17 protein-coding genes and 1 pseudogene are annotated in these 19,833 nt (G+C 40.3%); 14 read left to right on the top strand and 4 right to left on the bottom strand.

Features of this window, described 5'->3' with window-relative positions; all coding sequences use genetic code 11:
- Together ABKW31_RS05195 and ABKW31_RS05190 are read left to right on the top strand one after the other, a co-directional pair.
- Positions 1-177 (top strand): annotated as a pseudogene (locus ABKW31_RS05195) (transposase); the annotation flags it as partial.
- Positions 178-829: 652 nt separating this feature from the next.
- On the top strand, positions 830-2,509 hold the full coding sequence (locus ABKW31_RS05190; protein ID WP_348615160.1) for a diguanylate cyclase: 1,680 nt from the start codon (positions 830-832) through the stop codon (positions 2,507-2,509).
- Between the two features lie 222 nt (positions 2,510-2,731).
- Here ABKW31_RS05190 and ABKW31_RS05185 read toward each other — a convergent pair whose 3' ends face one another.
- Positions 2,732-4,234 (bottom strand): NAD(P)/FAD-dependent oxidoreductase, encoded by a 1,503-nt coding sequence (locus ABKW31_RS05185; RefSeq protein WP_348615159.1) that lies wholly within the window; start codon positions 4,232-4,234, stop codon positions 2,732-2,734.
- A gap of 673 nt (positions 4,235-4,907) precedes the next feature.
- Here ABKW31_RS05185 and ABKW31_RS05180 point away from each other — a divergent pair.
- On the top strand, positions 4,908-5,963 hold the full coding sequence (locus ABKW31_RS05180; protein ID WP_348615158.1) for a CNNM domain-containing protein: 1,056 nt from the start codon (positions 4,908-4,910) through the stop codon (positions 5,961-5,963).
- 242 nt (positions 5,964-6,205) lie between these two features.
- On the opposite strand, the gene ABKW31_RS05175 is transcribed toward ABKW31_RS05180, so the two are convergent.
- Positions 6,206-7,102 carry a LysR family transcriptional regulator gene (locus ABKW31_RS05175; RefSeq protein WP_348615208.1) on the bottom strand — a complete coding sequence of 299 codons (897 nt, stop codon included), beginning with the start codon at positions 7,100-7,102 and terminating at the stop codon, positions 6,206-6,208.
- Between the two features lie 102 nt (positions 7,103-7,204).
- Here ABKW31_RS05175 and ABKW31_RS05170 point away from each other — a divergent pair, with 102 nt between their 5' ends.
- The 3 genes from ABKW31_RS05170 (at position 7,205) to ABKW31_RS05160 (ending at position 10,003) form a co-directional block, all read left to right on the top strand.
- Positions 7,205-7,912, top strand: a complete 708-nt coding sequence (locus ABKW31_RS05170) for a CoA transferase subunit A (RefSeq protein ID WP_348615157.1) — start codon at positions 7,205-7,207, stop codon at positions 7,910-7,912.
- A 14-nt stretch (positions 7,913-7,926) separates the two neighbouring features.
- The gene (locus ABKW31_RS05165; RefSeq protein WP_348615156.1) at positions 7,927-8,583 is read left to right on the top strand and encodes a CoA transferase subunit B; all 657 of its coding nucleotides are present in this window, start codon (positions 7,927-7,929) and stop codon (positions 8,581-8,583) included.
- A 67-nt stretch (positions 8,584-8,650) separates the two neighbouring features.
- Positions 8,651-10,003 (top strand): DEAD/DEAH box helicase, encoded by a 1,353-nt coding sequence (locus ABKW31_RS05160; RefSeq protein ID WP_348615155.1) that lies wholly within the window; start codon positions 8,651-8,653, stop codon positions 10,001-10,003.
- 68 nt (positions 10,004-10,071) lie between these two features.
- Here ABKW31_RS05160 and ABKW31_RS05155 read toward each other — a convergent pair whose 3' ends face one another.
- Positions 10,072-10,623: an NAD(P)H nitroreductase gene (locus ABKW31_RS05155; RefSeq protein ID WP_348615154.1), complete on the bottom strand. Its 552-nt coding sequence runs from the start codon at positions 10,621-10,623 to the stop codon at positions 10,072-10,074.
- A gap of 121 nt (positions 10,624-10,744) precedes the next feature.
- Positions 10,745-11,359, bottom strand: coding sequence for a DoxX family protein (locus tag ABKW31_RS05150; RefSeq protein ID WP_348615153.1), 615 nt, complete (start codon positions 11,357-11,359; stop codon positions 10,745-10,747).
- A 251-nt stretch (positions 11,360-11,610) separates the two neighbouring features.
- Between ABKW31_RS05150 and ABKW31_RS05145 the strand changes: the two genes are divergently transcribed.
- From ABKW31_RS05145 to ABKW31_RS05110, 8 genes are all read left to right on the top strand, one after another.
- Positions 11,611-12,219 (top strand): FlgO family outer membrane protein, encoded by a 609-nt coding sequence (locus ABKW31_RS05145; protein WP_348615152.1) that lies wholly within the window; start codon positions 11,611-11,613, stop codon positions 12,217-12,219.
- 434 nt (positions 12,220-12,653) lie between these two features.
- Positions 12,654-13,430 carry a tRNA isopentenyl-2-thiomethyl-A-37 hydroxylase MiaE gene (miaE, locus tag ABKW31_RS05140; RefSeq protein ID WP_348615151.1) on the top strand — a complete coding sequence of 259 codons (777 nt, stop codon included), beginning with the start codon at positions 12,654-12,656 and terminating at the stop codon, positions 13,428-13,430.
- A 232-nt stretch (positions 13,431-13,662) separates the two neighbouring features.
- The gene (locus ABKW31_RS05135; protein ID WP_348615150.1) at positions 13,663-14,391 is read left to right on the top strand and encodes a hypothetical protein; all 729 of its coding nucleotides are present in this window, start codon (positions 13,663-13,665) and stop codon (positions 14,389-14,391) included.
- A 597-nt stretch (positions 14,392-14,988) separates the two neighbouring features.
- Positions 14,989-15,927, top strand: coding sequence for an AraC family transcriptional regulator (locus ABKW31_RS05130; protein ID WP_348615149.1), 939 nt, complete (start codon positions 14,989-14,991; stop codon positions 15,925-15,927).
- A gap of 82 nt (positions 15,928-16,009) precedes the next feature.
- Positions 16,010-17,272 carry a serine hydrolase domain-containing protein gene (locus ABKW31_RS05125; protein WP_348615148.1) on the top strand — a complete coding sequence of 421 codons (1,263 nt, stop codon included), beginning with the start codon at positions 16,010-16,012 and terminating at the stop codon, positions 17,270-17,272.
- Positions 17,273-17,838: 566 nt separating this feature from the next.
- Positions 17,839-18,087: a hypothetical protein gene (locus ABKW31_RS05120; RefSeq protein WP_348615147.1), complete on the top strand. Its 249-nt coding sequence runs from the start codon at positions 17,839-17,841 to the stop codon at positions 18,085-18,087.
- 500 nt (positions 18,088-18,587) lie between these two features.
- The gene (locus ABKW31_RS05115) at positions 18,588-19,583 is read left to right on the top strand and encodes a permease (RefSeq protein WP_348615146.1); all 996 of its coding nucleotides are present in this window, start codon (positions 18,588-18,590) and stop codon (positions 19,581-19,583) included.
- Positions 19,584-19,593: 10 nt separating this feature from the next.
- Positions 19,594-19,833: a thioredoxin family protein gene (locus ABKW31_RS05110; protein ID WP_348615145.1), complete on the top strand. Its 240-nt coding sequence runs from the start codon at positions 19,594-19,596 to the stop codon at positions 19,831-19,833.

Here is a 19,833-nt window from a genome sequence, read left to right as displayed (position 1 = left end):
ATACTGCAACGCTTAGGGATTAACGATGAGCAATGGTTAACCTTAACCACAGAGTTTGAGCAACACTTCAGCAGGGCGGTGGGTAGCGAGCAGATGCTGCAACAATACAAAAATAATACCAACCACCAACGAATACGCGGAATGAGTCAGGCAAAGGCCCTACTTCAACGCGCTTAATCTGCACCTAGCAGGCTGCATTATAAATTCATCATGCGTGATGCATTGCCGTATCTATGATTTGGCTATTTACGCTTTATTTAGATTGCTAATAGCAAACCAATAACAAGAATCACTATTTCACTCCGTTTTTTATATACGACTGGATTCATAACCTTAGTTTTACATATTTGCGCATGAATTAATTTATGATGGATGTCTTCGTAATACTACTTCAACGCGCTTAATCTGCACCTAGCAGGCTGCATTATAAATTCATCATGCGTGATGCATTGCCATATCTATGATTTGGCTATTTACGCTTTATTTAGATTGCTAATAGCAAACCAATAACAAGAATCACTATTTCACTCCGTTTTTTATATACGACTGGATTCATAACCTTAGTTTTAAATATTTGCGCATGAATTAATTTATGATGGATGTCTGCGTAATACTCTTTTTGTCAGAATCTGTAAAAAATTCACGTTTAGCTGCCGAGGGTTTACAACAGATGCGGTTCCTTAAATATGCGGGTGACTACTTTTTTATGGCCATTTATATAAAACAGCTAAGTACCGCTTACTTATAGGCTTTACCCACTGGTCATTAAAATATTTTACGTTAAGATACAGATGCGTCGACCGAATAAGTGGAGAAAATCCTGAAGTTTTTGGCATTATTATTATTTCTAACGAGTTTTGTAGGCAACTGTGCGGAAGTTGTCTGGAACGATGTTGCAGAACTCAATCTTGATCAACATATGGAGTTTACTGTTTCAGATAGCAAAACTGTTGTTGGCGATGAGGAATGGCACCCAGATACAGAAAAATTATCCCGCAGCACAGAACAATATCTGCATTTCCGCGTTTCTATTAAGAACCCACAAGATATCGATCAGTCTTTATGGTTGGTGATCCCCTTCCCTGCAATCAAGCAATTAACCGTCAATGATGGGCTTAATACTTGGGTTACAGGTGATGCTACGGCGTTTTCAACTAGGCCAGTGAAGTCGCCTGATTATATTTTTCCAATTCGTCTCAAAGCAAAGCAAACAACCCAACTATCCGGCTTCATGCAAGGTGAAATTTTACGCTATTCATTTAGCCTGAGCACTCCAGAACTCGTCAATGCCACCTATCGTCATACATTAATTAGAGATATGTCATTTTTTGGTTCAATGGCTACCTTAGTGATTGTGTGTTTAATTATTTTTATAGCAACCAAATATCGTTCATATTTGAGTTTTGCGATGTTTACCTTGGCATTTGGCGCTTGGATGTTCCGCGTATTTGGTTATGGATTCGAAATCTTGTGGCCAAACTATCCACTCTTTAACGATATTTCCTACGCGTTATTATTATATGCAGTAATGATTTCTTCCTCATGGATGATTACGACACTGTTAAAACAACCAGAAAGACAGGTGAAATACCAGAATGTGCTTTTAGGATATACAGGTTTGCTTATAATAAGTGGCGCCCTATCTGCTTTATTTTTAGACTTGAAAACAACCCTGGTTATTCCTCTGTATTGGTTTTTCCCGGCCGTTTTATTATGGCTAGTTATTATCTATAAAGAATACAAAACGAATTCGGCGAAGGCTAAATGGTTTGCAATCGCAATGCTGCCGCTGCTTTTAGGTGCAGCTATTGTAGTGATATTTGCTTTAGGATTTAGTCCCCCAATCGACCCAGTGGTATCGTTAATGTTGGGCATAGTGACAACCTGTCTATTATTGACCGTAATGATTTCTACTTATTTAATTAAATTATTGCAAAGCCAAAGAGATAGAGAGCATCAACAAGCCAATGAGCTTGAAAAGTTGGTCAAAGCGCGCACCCAAGAACTTGAATCATCTAATCAGCGTTTGCAGGAGTTGGCAGCTAACGATCCTTTGACCAAGCTACCCAACCGCCGCAGTTTAGATTTATTCGTGGATAATAGCCTCGAAGATAACAACAAAATTATCGGCATAGCCATGTTGGATTTGGACCATTTCAAACGAATTAACGATACCTATGGTCATGATGTCGGTGACATTGTGCTTTATGAGGTCGCCCGCTTACTCAGGCCGCTGAACACAACTGATTGTATTGCCGCCCGCTTTGGTGGAGAGGAGTTTGCCGTTGTGCAACGACAGCCTGATAAAACCCGATTTGAAGCGCTGCTCAACGAAGTGCACATGAAAATCAATAAAATCATTATTCCTGGCTATGAAAAAATTCAAGTAAAAGCCTGCATTGGTTGGGGTATCAGTGATGACAAGGAATCAATCAGTGAATGTTTCAGACGTGCCGACAAAGCACTGTATCAAGCAAAAGAACAGGGTAGAAACCAACTGGTTCCATAAGCTTCGAGAATAAATCCGACTACCTTAAAATGTTGTGGCAGATTCTCACTTGAGGCTCCCGTGCAGTGCAACTTTCAGCTTGGAATATAAGTTAAAGAAAGGCTGAATAGCGAGTATATACAGAGGTTTGTGAGCTTGAAGTATACGTCCCTAGAATTATTGGCCGTTTTTTTAAGTTAAAGAAAATGAGTTACAAGTTTATTTAAATAAAGCACACCGGTTTTATGATATTTTCTTGATTGGTTTTGTTGGTAATTCAGACCTAATGGACGAAAAAACCAAGCTGTCATCAACCACAGATTTATAGCCTAAACTCATTTTATCGAGAATATAATTTTGGTAAAGCTTCCAAGGCTTACTTTTGCCCTGCCGCGGCATTTTGTCTAAGGATCGAAGCACGTAGCTAGAGCTAAAATCCATCAAAGGCTCGGCCGGTATTCCGCCCTTAGGTATAACAGGTACGCAATAGTCATACTGATTTTTGTCCATATAATTGATTAAGCGGCACATATATTCACCTACTAAATCAGATTTCAGTGTCCAAGAGGCGTTGGTATAACCTACTACAAAAGCAAAGTTAGGCAATCCACTTAACATCATACCTTTATAACAATAACTGTTGGCCGCTTTAAATGCTTTGTTATCGACACTTAGTGCGTAAGACCCAAGTACTTCTAGAGAGAGCCCGGTAGCGGTAACAATAATATCGGCGGCTAATTCTTCACCGGATCGCAATTTAACGCCAGTCGCTGTAAAGCGCTCAATGTGGTCGGTCACAACACTGGCTGAGCCGTTTTTGATAGCGCTAAATAAATCACCGTCAGGCACTAAACATAAGCGCTGATCCCAAGGCTGATAACTGGGTTTAAAGTGCTTATCAACTGGGTAGTCTTCTCCTAAGGCTGACACTATTTCAGCACGTATGACTTTTTTAATAGTATCAGGGCGACGTTTGGCCATGCGATAAAAAAGCATACCTAGTAGTATATTTTTCCAACGACTCAGACTATAAGCAACTTTATTGGGCAGGTAGTGGCGCATAAAATTTGCTGCGGCATCTTGTCCTGGCCTAGCAAGCACATAGGAAGGAGACCGTTGCAGCATCGTAACGTGTGCCGAGGTTTTAGCCAATGCCGGCACCAATGTAACTGCTGTAGCACCACTGCCAATGACAATTACTTTTTTGCCGGCGTAATCTAGTTCTTCTGGCCAGTTTTGAGGATGAATAATATTACCAGTGAAATCTTCAACGCCTGCAAAGTCAGGGGTGTAACCTTTTTCATAATTGTAGTAACCCGCACAAGAAAAAAAGAAGCGGCTACTATACTCGCGGCATTCACCGGTTTTAACATTCTCAACCCTTGTATGCCACTTTGCGCTCGCACTGTCCCAGTTAGCCGCTAAAACTTTGTGCTCAAAAACAATCTGCTCACGAATGCCATTTTCATCGACTGCATCGCTGATATACGCTTTTATATCTGCGCCCGGAGAAATCGATTTAGGGGAAAGCCAAGGTTTAAAGTTAAAACCGAAAGTAAACATGTCTGAATCGGAGCGAATGCCGGGGTAACGAAACAAATCCCACGTACCACCCACCGCACCGCGCGCTTCAATAATAGCGTAAGATTTATCTGGACAGTGTTTTTGCAAATGAAAAGCCGTACCAATACCTGAAATACCAGCGCCGATGATAAGTACGTCTACTTCTATAATATTGCTGCTCAATGTTTGCTCTTTCTTGTTTTTGTTACTGTATTAAATGCTAACGCGGAGGATATAGCACTTCTTCTACAAACAGCTGCCTATCAGAAATTGAGCTGTGTTGCGCAGTATACGTATCTTACCCTAAGAGAAATGGCAGAGTAGAACACATCCCTATTCTGTTCAATAAGTATCGCTGTGGTTAGAAATTAGAAGATTGAACTGATTATTTGAACATATTACTGTCAAATAAAATCTGTCTTAAACGAAACTTTACAGAGCTTCTCATAAATTTTCACTCTGTGCAGATACTTGCCCTATTAGCCGTAGTTAATTTGGCTTTACTTGAGTCCAGAATGTATCAAGGCTTTGTGAAAACTAATGCATAGTCGATACTTGCGCCAAAATGAACGAAAAAAAACACATGACGTTTGCATCTTTTCTCTATTTTCGAGCCAGCTAAATAATAATGGCTGTCTCATTAAAGGTCTTCTGTACATTGAAATGTGTTAAAGCAAAGGAGCTAAAAACATTCAGGATACATTCAGCACTTGCAAAGGCTTACAGGATATTTGGAAGAAAAGCGCTAATCTGATATTGTTTTGCCCCCTGCTTTTTTCAAGTTAAGTCGGTTGCTTATTACATAGATCCGAGATAGCGTTTATTTTTCCTATACTCAGGGTAATAGCTATATCTCATGACTTTGTTAATTATTTATGTATTGGTGGCTTTAGGCTTTTCGTTTCTTTGTTCAGTAGCCGAAGCGGTGATTTTGAGCATATCCTCTGCCTATATATCTGTATCAATGAATGAGGGGAAAAAGTCAGGCGCTATATTACACGAGCTGTCTGAAGATATTAATCGCCCCCTCGCCGCAATCCTTACACTCAACACCATTGCTCATACAATGGGTGCTGCAGGAGCCGGTGCACAAGCCGCAGTTGTCTTTGGTGATGCCTATTTAGGATTAGCATCGGCGGTTCTTACTTTATTAATCTTGGTATTTTCAGAAATCATTCCTAAAACCTTAGGCGCCACTTATTGGCGTCAACTCGCTCGACCAACCGCCTATTTCCTAAAGTATTTAGTGCTGATTTTGTACCCCTTTGTTCTGTTATCAAACAAACTCACTAGTCGCTTCACAGACGAGAGTCCATTGAAAGGACTCAATCGTGGAGAACTGCATGCGATGGCAGAGATGTCACATAAAGAGGGATTGTTGGAATATCAGGAAGCTAATATCTTGCAAAGTCTGCTCAGCCTAGATGCACTAACCGTTAAAGAAGCAATGACCCACAGAACGGTGGTTTTCAAAGTGTCTGAAGACATGACTGTCAATACTTTTTTTCACAAACACGCATCTAAAGCATACTCACGGATCCCCGTTTATGAAGACGGTGAACCTGAAAAAATCAGTGGTTTTGTAATTAAAAGTGATTTGTTATTGGCTCAAGCGCGAGGCAATGGTCACAAGCTGCTGTCTGAGTATCGTAAAGACATGGTTGCCTTACTACGCAGTACTCCATTAGCCGAAACATTTCGACATTTCTTACAATCTCGCACCCATATTTTGCTAGTAATTGATGAGTACGGAGGAATGGAAGGTATTTTGACCCTCGAGGATCTATTGGAAAGCTTACTAGGGTTTGAGATTGTCGACGAAAAAGACAAACACATCAGTATGAAACGTCTGGCTCGCATAATCTGGAAACGTCGGGAAAGAGAATTGTTTAAGCAACGTGACCAAGATTAGTAAAAGAGTATGTGCACCCGGTTGTTAGTATGTGAATAAATCAGCAAACCATTGGTTGTCGACGGCTGAAAATGTATTTTAAGTCAGTTTGGCTAATCGCATGCCCATTAATAACTCGAGACCCCGTGAAAGATATAATCTGCCAATATTGCCATTGCCACCGCCGAAATATGCTCTCCCTTAGTTAAAAGCATATCGGTTTTAGCTAGGTTATTTCATATTAAGTTTTGCCATAGGATAAATTACCCAATCAGATTGCGGTTATCAATAATCCACTGCCAAAAAGATTCTGCGGGCACCGATAAATTACTGCGACTAATTTTAATCATGCCAACCTGTTTGCTTAAACCACTGTCCTGTAATGCAATGCACTGTAGGCCATTGCCCGACATTTGTTCTTGGCATAAACTCGGCACGACTGATACGCCCAAACCGTGACTCACAAATTGACCAAGGGTAGCCAATTGCCCTGCCTCAGCTACCACGTTTAAACTGTAGCCAAGTTGCTGAACATGGTTGTCAGTCCAGCGGCGAATAGCTGAGTCTTTATTCATCGCCACAAAGGGATAAGCAACAATATCCTGCCACTCTATTGTCGCAAGCTCAGCCAAAGGATGCTGACTAGGAAAAATCACCATAAAACTATCGGTAAAAAGCGGATAAAATACCGTACCTTCTTGACGTTCATGTTCAAAGGTAAAACCAATTTCTACCCGACCTTCCCTAACCTCTTTGTAAACCGATTCCATCACGATGTCAGCGATAGATAATTTAATATTGGGAAATTGGGCTTGGTAGCGTTGTAATATTTTGGGTAGCTGTCCGGCAGCAAACGAGGGCATGGCCGCAATAGCCAGTTTACCGCGACCTAGGGCAAATAAATTGTGTAGATCGTTAAACGCCTCATCCCAGTCATTCATCAAACGCAAAGCCACCGGTAAAAATGTCGCGCCTTCAGGACTCAATTCAACCTTACGTGTTGTACGAGTAAACAGCGCACCACCCAGTTGGGTTTCCATTTTTTTAATCGCACTGGACAGAGCCGGCTGAGATAAAAACATTTTTTCAGCTGCTTCAGCGAAAGTCGCGCACTTAGCCACGCAAATAAAAGCCTGCAATTGTCGATAGGAAATATTCAGTTTCATTAATAGATTTTATTTATCAATTGAGTCATTAATTCAATTTTACTATTATAAATTAAGATTTACACTGTATTAACAAATTATTAATTGGGTAACAAAATGGCTGGATTTAATAAAGTTGTTCATTCCTATGCAGAAGCAATGGCTGGCTTAGCAGATAATATGACCATTATTGCCGGTGGGTTTGGATTGTGTGGTATTCCTGAAGGCTTAATTGCACAAATTAAGTCAATGGGTACCACTGGACTAACGGTTGTGTCGAATAATTGTGGTGTTGATGGTTTTGGTCTGGGTTTGCTACTTGAGCAAAAACAAATCAAAAAGATGATCTCTTCCTATGTCGGTGAAAATGCCCTGTTTGAGCAGCAATTACTCAACGGTGAACTTGAAGTTGAACTCACACCACAAGGCACCTTAGCTGAAAAAATGCGCGCAGGTGGTGCGGGTATTCCTGCTTTTTTCACTGCCACTGGTTACGGCACGCCCGTAAGTGAAGGCAAGGAAGTCCGCGAATTTAAGGGCCGCCCTTACATTATGGAAGAATCGATTACCGGTGACTTTGCCATTGTTAAGGCTTGGAAAGCCGATCGTTATGGCAATTGTATTTATCGCCACACAGCACAAAACTTTAATCCTATGGCGGCCACAGCAGGCAAAATTACCGTAGTAGAAGTAGAAGAATTGGTTGAGCCAGGTGAGTTGGACCCGAGTCAGATCCATACCCCTGGTATCTATGTTGACCGTATTATTGTCGGCAAATTTGAAAAACGCATTGAACGTAAAGTTCTTTCTTCATCATCAATATAAAAGAGGACAATCTTATGGCATTAAATAGAGAACAAATCGCCAAACGTGTCGCCCAAGAATTTTGTGATGGTGATTATATTAATCTTGGCATTGGCATTCCTACCCTTGCGGCTAACTACGTGCCAGAAGGTATGGAAGTTATGTTGCAGTCAGAAAATGGTTTACTTGGTATGGGCCGCTATCCAACTGAAGAACAAGTTGACGCCGATATGATCAACGCAGGCAAAGAGACAGTTACTGCCGCAACAGGGGCTTCAATTTTTAGTTCGGCAGAAAGTTTTGCCATGATCCGCGGCGGTCATGTGGATCTTACTGTACTGGGAGCCTTTGAAGTAGACTGCCAAGGTAATATAGCCTCTTGGATGATACCCGGCAAATTGATCAAAGGAATGGGCGGTGCGATGGACTTAGTGGCAGGTGCCCGTAACATCATAGTCACCATGACCCACGCCGATAAACACGGTAATTCAAAGCTACTTGAAGCCTGCACTTTGCCGCTTACCGGCGTTAATTGCATTAATCGTATCATTACTGATCTTGCAGTTTTGGAAGTGAAAGACGGCGCTTTTCATCTAATCGAAAGAGCACCTGGTGTCACAGTAGAAGAAATCAAAAGTAAAACAGCGGGCAAATTAGTTGTAAAAGATGCTACGCCAGAGATGCAAGTTTAAAATTAGTTCCCACTAAAGGGACTTTGCTGAGTATAATTGCAATATTAACGTATTAGAGATAGACCTTTTGCAATTTACTGACTTACCACTGCACCATTCCTTGTTAAAAGCGCTGGATCTTAAGGGTTTAAATGACCCTACCGAGATCCAGCAATTAGCCATACCCTATGGCCTCTTAGGCCGCGACCTAATTGCATCTTCAAAAACCGGCTCGGGTAAAACCTTAGCGTTTTTATTACCCGCCGTTCATCGTATTTTAACCAAACCACCCTTGAGTCGCCGCGATCCACGCGTTTTAATCTTGGCACCAACCCGTGAATTGGCTAAACAAGTATTTTTGCAGTTAAAAGGTTTGTTAGGTAAACAGTCTCTACGTGCCGCATTAATCCTAGGTGGCGAAAATTTTAATGACCAAGTTAAAGCCTTAAAACATTATCCCCATTTTATTGTGGGCACCGCAGGACGAGTGGCCGACCATATTGCCGGCAAATCACTGTATTTGAACGGATTAGAATTGTTGATACTAGACGAGGCTGACCGCATGTTAGACCTTGGTTTTGCGCCGCAATTAAAGTTGATCCACAAGGCCGCGGATCATAGAAAACGCCAGACCATGATGTTCTCAGCCACCCTCGACAATGCCGAACTGCACTACTTGACCCAAACCCTGCTCAAAGCACCACAAAGGATCAGTGTGGGTTCATCGGGCGAAGAGCATACCGATATTCAACAACGTTTCTATTTGGCTGACCACGTTACTCACAAAGAAACACTGTTAAACAAAATAATCGCGGAAAAAACCTATCGTCAAATCATTATTTTTACCGCGACCCGCAGCGACACTGAGCGTTTATCACTACTGCTGAACGAACAAGGTATGCACAGTATTGCTCTTAGCGGAGACTTGAGTCAGTCGCAACGCAGTAACATCATGAATGAATTTAGTCGTGGTCAGCAACACATTCTAGTAACCACCGATATCGCATCTCGAGGCTTAGATTTATTGAATGTCTCTTTGGTGGTTAATTTTGACATGCCTAAGTTAGCCGATGAATACGTGCATAGAGTGGGTCGTACCGGTCGAGCCGGTAATAAAGGCGAAGCGGTTTCTTTTGTCGGCCCTAAAGATTGGCCGAGCTATGTTGAGATTAAAGCGCTATTAAATCAAAGTATTGAATTTAGTCAAATCGAGGGATTAGTCGCTAAATTTAAAGGTCCCAGAGTAAACAAAGCTAAACTCGACTTAGGGCAAAATGATTCTAGTAAGAAGTCTAATCAAGTAGACACGCCTAAAATAGCTAAACCGGCACAAAAACGGGTGAACACCATGAAGGGGGTTGATGCAGGCAATACACCTCTTAAACGCAAACCTAGAGCTATCATTGAAGACATCGAGCACGACGACGACGAGCAAGAGTAAGAGTAAAAAAAAGGGACTAATCAAAGCAGATTAGTCCCTTTTTTATTAATACAAAGTAACTCTATCGATTAATTCCAGTGCTCTACAAAATCAAAACTACTTTTAGTAGGGCGACTTATCGGGTCAGCGTTGCTAGTACCAATATATAAAAAGCCAACGATTTCATCTTGCTCCTTTAAGCCAAAGGCGTCTTTAACCACTTTACTTTGAGCATAAACGCCAGTGCGCCACACATTATCATAACCTTGGGATTTAGCAGCCAATTGCATCGCATAGGCGGCACAACTTGCAGAGGCCACCTGCTCTACCCACGGAACTTTTTCATGCTCTTGATATCTCGCTATGACTGCGATTATCAAGGGAGCTCTTTGCGCTAATTGCGGCGCACGCTGTACTTCTTTTTCTGATAATTGCTCTTCTAAAGCAGCTTGCTCGAACACATCACCTAAACGAGACAAACCCGCTTCCTGACAAACAATGAATTTCCACGGCGTTAAACCAGCATGATCAGGAACCCGCATGGCGGCGTGAATAATATTCTGCAACTCTTGCTCTGAAGGCGCCGGTTTTTGTAAACGAGGTTGAGACATTCTGTTTAACAATAATTCTAAAGCTTGCATATCAATCCAACATAATCTTGACGAATCTAAAATTAAGTATGAGTTTTAGTTAGTCTTTGAGCAAATAAAATGTCTATTTATCTTAATCAATATTCAAATAAATATTAATGCATAAACAAAGCTAGTCGTATTTTTTAGCCAAAAAATAATCCAAGCTAGTGTATTTCCCGCCACCACTAAAAAATAAAGATAGCAGCATAATGAAGTAAGTGACGGCAAACTCTATACCGTTATTAAGGATCACAATACTGCCACTTGATGTTAACCAGTCGTAGTTGCCATGTTCAGACAATAAGTATTTTGCTGCACTCAATTTTTCTGGTGCGTTCATCACTGTTTCATTCAGTAAAATAGTGCCGTCAGAAAGCCAACTAGATGCATCCGCTATGGTTGCCCAACCATTAGGCCAATGCACCGTAAAAATCGCCACCAACATGGTAACCATCAAGGGCACAGAAACCCAACGCGTCGCTAAACCTAATAGCAGTAAAATACCACCCACTAATTCAGCACCAATAGCCAAAGACGCCATCAAAAAAGGCAGCGGCAAACCTAAGCCATATTCGGCACTACCAAACCAGTCAACGGTATTTTCAAATGCAGACAGTTTGTTGTAACCGGCTTGGATCATGATCGGTGCCAGATAAAGACGCAATAATAAAGGGGCAACGCCCTCAAATACCAAGGTTTTATCCAGTATATTTTGCCAAGGGCGATACAGTTTGACTAGGTTCATTAGGCTTCCAAATTAATTATCTTGTTGTATAGAAAGCGATTGTTACTGAAAAATTTCAGCACCTAGACAAATTGTGAGGATGGTATGAATGATATTCGTGTCACCGAATTCTGCGCAAAATATCTTACTAGCCCATAAAACTACCAGACTAAATCAGTGTTTATGTAATTTACTCACGGTAATTGCAAAGTTGTGCACGGTAATTGCTAAACAATAACTATTATTTATGGGTCGATAGTGATTAAGTAATTATGCAAAAATTAATCTTAGGTGTGCTTCTCGCTGCAAGCTTGAGCAGTTGTTCGAATTTAGCCTTTAATAATGGGCACAATAGCGACAACTCAGGGCAATTAAATGCTGGAAATGCCAACCAACCACAATACATGCATTTTTACGTTGAGCAATTAACTCGTCAACTTTTGGCCACAGCCAATAACATTGACCTGAAAAAGTCCATTGCGGTCGGCACAATCTTACCTTCCAGCCTTAAAACCGGAAATAATTTGCCAGCTAATCCTCAATTTGGCCTGCAAATTCAAGAAAGCTTATTAACCTTAGCGACGCAAGCGGGCTTAAGCGTGGTTGAATATAAAACCATGGGCTCGATTAAAATGGGTAACCAATTTGATGCGATGTTAAGCAGAGACATAGACACATTAAACAGCCAAGTGCAGGCCGATTATTTTCTTACCGGCACCTATACCGTGATGGAACAAAGCACCGTGGTAAATTTAAGGTTAATTGAAGTGCCTTCAAATAAAGTGATAGCAGCCGCCACTGACTACATTCCAGCTGACGCAATGTGGAGTAAAACGAAAGTCACATTAAAAGACGAGCACATTTATCGGGGCATGTATTAAACGTCCAAATAAGCCGCTAATATGGCTAAGCGTTCACATAAACTTACTTTAAAACAGCGTTGCAGGCTCTATTTCAGCAAACCTATAGCTTAGCCCCCTGCCCTTACGTTAAAATTTTCAATACTTCTGGCGGCCATAATATCGAGTACGAGTTAACTTAGGCGTAACTCTTCTTTGATCCATAACACCATTTTATCGAGCAACTCATTACCAAAACCGAACTGATAAAGCGGTTGGGCCAAGCTATGTTTAAAAGTATTGAACAAGACAACAAGCACCAGCAACTAGCACAGACTATACAACAATGAACATCCAAATACGGCAATTGGTGGTATGATCCAATGTCCACTATTAAGAGCGGCTTGAAAAATTGATACAATTTAATGCTACTTAAAATTGGGGGATTACGTAGGCATATAATTTTGAGAAGTTAAATGGAAATAGATCACGCATTACTAGCCCCTATTTACGCCTTTCTAAAGTGTGAAACACCTGATGAATGGACAAAAGAGGCTAAGAAAAAAGAGAATTTGGCAGTATTATTAACCGACCACCTACTGTGTGAACTGAAAGCAGCGCAAAGTGCAATGTTTCTAATTCGCCGTTATGCAGTTGATAGTGAAAGTGCCAAAGCACTATTAGATTGGTTAAAACCCTATGAAGACTTTGCATACCGAAAAGTGGGGCATTGGCAAGATTTAGAGAAGCTAAGACTCAATAAATCGATAATCGCCAAGACAAATGCTCCATACAGCCAAGACCTGATTGATAAAATGGTTTTGTTGATCAAAGAAGAGCTTCACCACTTTTATCAAGTTCTTGAGATGATGGAGGAATATGGCATTCCTTATGAAAATATCAATTCAAGTCGTTATGCAAAAGGTTTGTTGCAACATGTTAAAACCCACGAACCCAATTCGTTAATTGATAAGCTAATTTGTGGCGCTTACATTGAGGCCCGTTCGTGTGAAAGATTTGCCAAAATCGCTCCCCATATTGATAAAAAGTTGGGTGGGTTTTATGTGTCATTACTGCGTTCAGAAGCTCGTCACTATCAAGACTATCTAAAGCTTGCTACCGACATCGCTGGAACAAACATATCAGATAGAATTGAGTTTTTTGGTAAGAAAGAAGCTGAATTAATATTGAATCCAGACGATGATTTTAAGTTTCACAGTGGAACTCCGGTCGAAGTCATTAGAATGGCCTAACACCGGCCCATTTTTAGGGCAATTATCTTATCAATGCGGCACATTAAAGTACCTAAGCTCAAGCAAATCTAACAGGCGGTAATACGCAATAAGGGAGCGACTTACAGCAGTTGACAAACGCTGCCGGTTAGCTGAAACCGCAGGAGCTCCTCAGTCATATACTTATAACTAGTTGATTAATATATCCTCAACAGGTTTATCGACGAGAATCACAAAAATTCGGGAGGCCATTTTGACATTATCAGCTACTAGCACCTCTCTTCATTTTATTTGGTGTGTACCTCGGTCGAGAAGCACTTCATTCGAAAAAATGATGGCAAATTCAAGACAATTTAACGTAGTTGGTGAACCATTTATTGATTTTTATAAGCAAGGCTTACTCTCATCAGATAGTTTTCTAAAGGCACAAAAAAACTTCAATGACACTTTCGAGTCCCTTTCGCATAGTAGTTTACGACAGGCGGTTTTCGTCAAAGACATGGGGTATCATGCCGCAGAATTTATTTCAGACAGTCAGATTCTTTCTGCTAAACATGCCTTTTTGATACGAAATCCCAAGCTATCAATACCTTCACTATATAAAATGCGAAATGATTTCCATGAAAACGAAACTGGATTTGAAGGTCAATACAAACTGTTCAAAAGAATTCTTGCTCTTACTAAAAAAAAGCCATTCGTGGTAGATGCTGAAATACTGATTAAATCCCCAAAAAATACGGTAAAAAGTTACTTTGATTCTATTGCTTATCGTATGCCTGACGATATTCTAGATTGGCAACCGGGTTCCAGAGAAGACTGGCAAGGACGAGAATCTTGGCACATTGATGCGATTAATAGTTCAGGCTTCATTGACGGCAAAACTGAGGTAAACCTCGAAGAAATGCCTTCCCGTGTTACAAAAATCATTTTGAAAAACATGCCCTACTACAATCTGATGCGTGAAAATGTGTCTTCGCCATAAGCTGAAATCAATTCATTATTTGGGTTCTATCGGACAAGATTTGCCAGGGTCCAAGGATAGCTTTTCTATGTGAGTTCAAAATATAATCAAAGCCGATAGGGATATCGAATATCCTAAACAGTATCATCAATATATTACCCAAGGCAGCGATATGACTAGGATACACATTAGTATGTTAAATCAGCGGTAGAAGAACCAAGACACAATTGATATGACATGGTTTTGATATTGCATTTAAAGATTGCGGTTGTGACATTGCTAACCTAAGCCATCTCCATTTTTAACCATACTAAAAGAATAAATAGACAGGATAACTATTACTTAATATTGACTACGGCCCCTTTAAATTTCTAGTAGGAAAAAGGTTACTTTGTTTTGAAAATAGTTTGATTTTTTTCAAGGTTAGGGGGAATTAGTGTCGGCTTCTACATCTAAGTGATAAAATTTAGCGACAGTAGCCAATTAAGTGTTAGTTCGATGCAGTTATTATCCCTCAACTTAATAGATATGTTCTTTCGTTTTGCAACAGTAGGGCAGTTGTCGATACTCTGTTTGCTAATTTGCACTGTAAAATTTCACTTTAAGTCTGCTATTGCCTTGGGTTTAGGTATTTGTATCAGTGGCTATTTACTCCTAACAGCACCAATCCCTGATGAGTTTTACGGTTATTTCCGAGGTTTTCTATTGTTTCTAACCGAGCTAATGCCTTATCTCTTATGGTGTTTGGCTTATGTTTCACTGCAAGATGATTTTCGTCCGAGTAAATTGCCTGGTTTGCTTAAGGTGCTACTTGTTTTTGTCATCATCTGGTTTATTTACTTCTTTGGCTATTTAGAGGGCGTAGGCTGGTTCCACCAAATAAACCATTGGATAGCACTTGTCTTGTCGGCCCATATCATTTTCATTGCAGTAAAGGGGCTACAGGATGATTTAGTTAATAGTCGTCGCACCATGCGTATTTTATTAATGATTTCTATTAGCTTGTACATTTTGTTCTTGGTTACGCTGGAATTAAGTGATGCATCACTTCGTGACTCTTCAACCTTTAGTTTAATCAATGCTTTATTGTTCTTTTTTTCCATTTCTGTTTTCAGTTGGGCTTTTATTCGAAATAGCCCAAAAGAGTCACTCGTCAACAATTTGTCTGTGACAAAGAACAATGTTGATGCTGTCAAGGAAATAAAAGTACCTGCAGTTTTTCTAAACAGTTATGAGACCCTTAACCATTTAATGACGAATGAAATATATAAGGAGATGAATTTAACCATAGCAAAACTGGCGGGTGAATTGGCTCTTCCTGAACATCAACTGCGAGAGTTAATTAACAAACACTTGGGCTTTAGAAATTTTTCTGATTACCTAAATAGCTATCGAATTCCGGCTGCTTGTCAGGAGTTTGAGGATATTACGAAAATTCGCAAGCCAATCTTAACTATCGCATTAGAGTTAGGGTTTGGTTCAATTGCGACCTTTAATCGGGCATTCAAAGCAAAAACAGGTCAAACACCTAAAGAATATCGTCAGAAATTTCAATAATGATCAGACATTTTTGAAATTGCAGAGCTTTAACGCACTGATTTATTTAGTATTTTAAAAAAATTAGTCGTGGAGTTTTAAAATGTTAATTGTATCAAAAATTAAAGCTATTATTGTTGTGGTGTTACTGTGTTTGCTGTGGTTGCTCTGGCCTGTTTATCAAAGTATGGCCCATAAAGGCAAGGTTGCGTTTCCGCCGTTTTACCAATACATAGATCTTCCAAGTGACAATCCATCAACACAATCGATAGATAATATCGCCTATAAAAATGTTGCTGATAAGGCCCTCAATATAATCAGCCAACATAAGTTGAAGATAAACGCTCCCGCGATATCGGCAGCTGTTGCGATTAATGGTAAACGTGTTTGGGCTGGGGCTTCCGGTTGGGCTGACCTGGAATCTAAAATACCGGTATCAACTCACACCCAATTTAGAATAGGTAGCACATCAAAAGCCCTTACCGGCACTGCGCTTGCCAGATTGGTTGATGCAAAATTGATCGCTATAGATAGTCCTATTTCAAACTATATGAATAAATTGCCGAATCCGCATTGGGCTAATATTACCTCCCGACAGCTAGCTTCACATACCGCTGGTTTACCGCATTATAAGGAAAATACTGATTACATTGGGCTGTATCAAACTCTCTCGCTATCAACCCGATACGAAAAGGTTAAAGATGCACTTTCAGTGTTTGACTCTAGTGAACTATTATTTAAGCCTGGAACGCAGTTTAGTTATTCCTCTTTCGGCGTTGTATTACTTAGTGCGGTAATGGAAGACGCCGTCGGCATTCCCTACCTTGATATTATGCAACAGCAAGTATTTGATCCTGTGGGGATGAGTGAAACTATGGCTGAGTTTCAAAATAAAGATCGCTCAAATTTGGCTTCATTCTATTGGAATGATGAAGGGCGTTCTAAGCAAGTTAGAAAATGGCGCCAGGTAGATTTAAGTCACCGATTGGCTGGTGGTGGGTTTATTTCTACTTCGTCAGATCTGGTAAAAATGGGTATGGCTTTCCTGCAAGATGACTTCATTTCAGCAGAAACCCGGCACATTTTTTGGACGCCACAAGTGTTACCAAATGGCGATGAGACCCCTGATGGATATGCGTTGGGGTGGAGAGTTCTCAGCCAAGAATTTGATAAAGAGATAGGGCCAATTACCTTTGCCAATCATGGTGGAGTATCAAGAGGTGCACAAAGTTGGCTTATGGTAATACCTAAATATAACATGGCCGTTGCAATCAATATCAATTCCAACACTGAGGTTTTTTGGGATTTTGCTAAAGTCTCGATGCAATTAGCTAACATATTTATGTTGGAAAATAGGACAAGGTAACAATGATTGTTCACTAATCCAGAGCAGTTTAGAAAAGGAGCTGTTGGTGAGTGATAGTCTGCTTATCGGATTATCCAACATCACTACTAACAACACAGAGACCCTGCACTTTCTCAGAAAAGGCCATCCTCACGGCAATTTAACCAAACATCTGTTTTTCGCTCATTTCAGCTAGTCAGTAATTGGTTTGGTAGTTGCCGATTGCAGTACTTCATTGGATTTTAGTCGAACAGTCCTAAGCAGCTTTAAGGGCGCGTAGATGCTTACTTTAATCGTCTTCGGCTCTCTCGATAGCTGTATTTAAGCCTGAACTTTAAGCTAAATCGACTTTTATCAAGATGACGAATTTTGTTACAAGGCGTCGATATCAATAGGCTTTTAGCACTTTTTTTACCGATACCCCCTCTTAAAATCGATTCCCAGGGCTATCAAATTTAAACGATCTCATTTATTCTTTTGTTCTAACGGTGAGTTCATTAACCCTGTAACAACAAAATCAAGCTTTTGAATAGATAACGGATGTTATCTATTTCCCTATAACAACGAACAAAGGTTTAACAAATAAAATGGAAGAAAATGAACTTGCAACATTAACTGACGAAGAACTTTTGCAAAGAGCAAAAGATATAGAATCTAGTCCAATTGCTAACGCAATCTTAATTGGATTTTTAATCGGGATAATAATTTACAGCATCCTGGTAAATAGTGTGGGTCTTTTCACCCTAATCCCTCTATATTTTGTTTATAAATTAGTAGAAAAATCAAAGAGAAACACAGCAATAGAAAAAATAATGAAAGAACGAAACAAAAAATAGAGCCAAGTAACTCAATATAAAAAGATTGTGAGAAGTGAGCCTCCATTAATTTGTATGTTTTATAGCGATAGTTTCAATCTTGCATTTTCTAAATTCAATATATACCTTGCCCTACTAAAGTTTTAGAGTCACTGAATCCCATAATTTGTGCAATATCATCAATGGAAGTGTTTTGTTGGCGTCCGGGAGCTATCTGCAAATGACCATTTAAACTCTATTGCCAAGTAATGACTTTTCATAGTCAATGAAGCCTACTTTTCGCCTGAATTTTTGTTTCGGTTTGACTTGGTGATTAGTGAAAATTTTATAGCTCACACATATAAATAAGTTTAATTAGCCAATTCCTTACACTCAAAATGTTGATACAAGTCAAAATGCAAAATTAAGAAAACTGTATGCTTCACAGATTATTCAAACGTCTGAAAACGCCTTGCAGATTAATTAATACCCACCTTAGCTGATATAACTAATTAACGTTACCACTGAATTGGACCAAGCCAATGTTTAAAATATTCACAGATTTCGCTGATTGGCTGACTTACGCCATCTTGGGTTTATCGCCCGACAGCAAACTGGGTGATGCGCTGCATTTTTTCATTGAAGATGTCAGTAAAATATATGTTCTGTTGATCGTAATGATTTATGTAATTGCACTGATACGTGCATCGCTGAATATCGAAGGTGTGCGTGATTACCTGGCGGGAAAAAACCGTGGTATCGGGTATGCAATGGGCTCGGCTTTTGGGGCCATTACGCCCTTTTGCTCGTGTTCGAGCATCCCTATCTTTCTTGGCTTTACATCCGCTGGTATTCCTGTGGGGATCACCATGGCATTTTTGATTACCTCACCCTTGATCAATGAAGTGGCGGTGCTATTGCTAATGAGTTTACTCGGATGGAAGTTCACTATTTTATATGTGCTTATTGGCATGTCAGTTGGCATATTGGGCGGTTTATTCCTTGATACAATTAAAGCTGAACGCTGGCTGCAATCATTTGCAGCTGAGGCATTGCAGCGCGCGCAAACAAGTTCAGGCACAGCCGATTCATCTCAGGACAATATCAAATTAACACTGCACGACAGGCATGAGTTCGCCATTTCTGAGTCTAAGGAGATATTTGCTCGGGTGTGGCTGTGGGTCATCATCGGCGTGGGTTTGGGCGCTGCCCTGCATGGCTTTGTGCCCGAGGGCTGGATTACAGCTAACTTAGGTGAAGGTCAATGGTGGTCTGTTCCTGCTGCAGTATTGCTCGGTATCCCCTTATATTCGAATGCGACTGGGGTTATTCCGGTTATGGAGAGTTTGATCACCAATGGTCTGCCGGTGGGTACTGCCTTAGCATTTTGTATGAGTACAGTCGCGGCTAGTTTTCCTGAATTCATCCTGTTAAAACAGGTGATGCAATGGAAATTATTAGCCATGTTGTTTGTCATGTTATTGATCGCGTTTACCTTTGTTGGTTGGATCTTTAACGCATTTATTCCCTTTTTGTAAGGTATGCAATATGAAAAATATCCTAGTACTTGGCAGTGGTTGTGCCAAATGCACGAAAACCGCTGAAATCATTGAAAAAATTGCTCAAGAAATTGATGTAAAAGTTTCAATCAAAAAGGAGACAAACCCGCAAGTCATTATGAATTATGGCGTTATGAGCACCCCAGCTGTGGTGATCAACCAAAAATTAGTCCACAGCGGTTCAATCCCCCATCGCGAAAACGTGGTTAAGTGGCTGATGCAGGAATAA

It is taken from the genome of Paraglaciecola sp. 25GB23A, from assembly GCF_040012495.1.
Classification (GTDB): domain Bacteria; phylum Pseudomonadota; class Gammaproteobacteria; order Enterobacterales; family Alteromonadaceae; genus Paraglaciecola.
The sequence above is the reverse complement of the archived record's forward strand: the minus strand, read 5'-3'. Positions and strand labels throughout refer to the sequence as shown.